General features: G+C 68.9%; 2 protein-coding genes. Both read left to right on the top strand.

Translation table 11 applies throughout. The features are described 5' to 3' along the window. On the top strand, positions 1–337 hold a 337-nt coding region (locus DK26_RS27990), incomplete at its 5' end, for a biotin/lipoyl-containing protein (RefSeq protein ID WP_248310131.1). Between the two features lie 20 nt (positions 338–357). After that, positions 358–2,265 carry a methylmalonyl-CoA mutase subunit beta gene (locus DK26_RS27985; protein ID WP_066480098.1) on the top strand — a complete coding sequence of 636 codons (1,908 nt, stop codon included), beginning with the start codon at positions 358–360 and terminating at the stop codon, positions 2,263–2,265. Positions 2,266–2,320 lie beyond the last annotated feature (55 nt).

Raw genomic sequence — 2,320 nt, 5'->3', positions numbered from 1 at the left:
GGTCCGGCCGATCCTCAACGGCTTCGCGCTCGGCCATGCCGGCGCCTATGCCAATGCCCATGTCTACACGGCCCGCGAGGCGCAGCTTGCGGCGCTGATGCCGGAAAAGGCCGCCACCGATACCGGAAAATTCCTGCTCTGCCCGATGCCCGGCCTGGTCAAGGCGCTCTTCGTCGGCGTCGGCCAGGAGGTCAAGGCCGGCGAGCCGCTCGCCATGGTCGAGGCGATGAAGATGGAGAACGTCCTGCGCGCCGAAAAGGACGTCACCATCGCCAAAATCCTCGCCAAGGAAGGCGACTCACTCGCCGTCGATGCCGTGATTATGGAATTCGCGTGAGAGACGCCACGGAGGACGCCATGCTTCCCGAAACGGTTGCCGCCGCCTTTCCGCTGCCCGATCAGGCGCAATGGCGCAGCGCCGTCGACAAGGTGCTGAAAGGCGCCGATTTCGAGAAGCGCTTGGTCTCCCAGAGCGCCGACGGTATCCGGATCGCGCCGCTCTATCCTGCCGCGAATGCCAAGACGCGGCCATTCCGCTCCGAAGCGGGCCGCTGGCAGGTCGCCGCCCGGCTTGACCATCCGTCGCCCGCTGCGGCGCGCGAGCTTGCCCTGGCCGATCTCGAAGGCGGCGCCGAGACGCTGGTCCTCAGCTTTGCCGGCGCGCGCGCTGCCCGTGGCTACGGGCTGGTTGCCGAAGATGTCGCGGCGCTCGACACGGCGCTCGATGGCGTGATGCTGGACCTGATCCGCCTGCGGCTCGATCCCGCGCCGGCGGGGGAACGCAACGCCCGTTTGGTCGCGGAATTGATTGCGCGCCGCGACATCGATCCAGCCAAGGTGGACGTCGATTTCGGGCTCGATCCGGTCGGCGTGCTCGCCAGCCATGGCGTGCTTTCAGCCGAGTGGCCTGAGTTCGGTCGGCGTCTCGCGACGCTGGTCGGCGAACTCAGGGGGCGTGGCTTTTCCCGCCCGTTCCTGACGGTCGATACCAGGCCCTATCACGAGGCGGGGGCGAGCGAGGCGCAGGAACTCGGCGCGGCGATGGCGACGGCAGTCGCCTATCTCAGGGCGCTGGAAGCCGGCGGCATGGCGCTCGACCTGGCGCGCGACGCGATCTCCTTCACGCTCGTCGCCGATACCGACGAGTTCATGGCCATCGCCAAGTTCCGGGCGGCTCGGCTGCTCTGGGAGCGGGTGCAGCAGGCCTGCGGCCTCGAAGCGAAGCCGATGGCGCTGCATGCCGAGACCGCCTGGCGCTCGCTCACCCGGCGCGATCCCTGGGTGAACCAGCTGCGCGCTACGATCGCCAGCTTCTCGGCCGGCATCGGCGGCGCGGATTCGCTCACCGTCCTGCCCTTCACCGCAGCACTTGGCCTGCCCGACGCCTTCGCCCGGCGTGTCGCCCGCAACACGCAATTGATCCTGCTGGAGGAAGCCAATCTCTGGCGCGTCGCCGATCCGGCGGCCGGTGCCGGCGGGTTCGAAGCGTTGACGCAGGCGCTCTGCGAGCAGGGCTGGCACAAATTCCAGGATCTCGAGGCCGAAAGCGGCGGAGGTGTTTCTGGGATCGTCGGTGCGCTCATCAATGGCCATGTCCAGCAAGGGCTGGCACGCGAGCGGGCAAACCGGGCCAAGGCGATCGCGACCCGCCGGGAGTCGATCACCGGGACGAGCGAGTTCCCCAATCTCGGCGAGACGAGCGTGAGCGTGCTCGCTGTCCCGCCCGTGGTGGGTGGCTCCGAAGCGGTCACAGCGGCTACGGGTCTTGCCGTCGAGCCCTTGCTTTCCGTGCGGCTGGCTGAGGCATTCGAGACGCTGCGCGACGCGGCGGAGGCTGCGGCGGCGCGGCTCGGCAAGCGTCCGACCGTCTTCCTCGCGACGCTCGGCTCGATCGCCGATTTCACGGCGCGGGCCGGCTTTGCCCGCAATCTGTTCGAGGCCGGAGGCCTTGTGGCGCCGTCCGGCGATGGTTTCGCCTGCGGCGGCGCGACCGATCTGGCGGCGCTCGTCGTCGCCTTCGAGGCCTCGGGCGCGCGGCTCGCATGCCTCTGCGGCTCCGATGCCTTCTATGCCGATGAGGCGGCGGAGGTCGCGCAGGCGCTGCAGGCGAAAGGCGCGACGGTCTGGCTTGCGGGCCGGCCGGGCGATCTCGAAACCGCCTTGAACCAGGCCGGCGTGAGCGCGTTCATCTTCGCCGGCTGCGACGTGATCGAAGCGCTGCGTAGTGCACACGCCATTGCAGCGTCTGACGGGAGAGACCGATGAGCTTGATCCCGGATTTTGCGAGTGTTTCGTTCGACGGTGGCGCGGCCACGCAGAC

Source organism: Allobosea sp. WAO (assembly GCF_001509835.1).
Classification (GTDB): Bacteria; Pseudomonadota; Alphaproteobacteria; order Rhizobiales; family Beijerinckiaceae; genus Allobosea.
The sequence above is the reverse complement of the archived record's forward strand: the minus strand, read 5'-3'. Positions and strand labels throughout refer to the sequence as shown.

Excerpts from the sequence above, each read along its gene's own strand:
- DK26_RS27985 (WP_066480098.1), top strand. The coding sequence starts at position 358 with ATGCTTCCCGAAACGGTTGCCGCCGCCTTTCCGCTGCCCGATCAGGCG.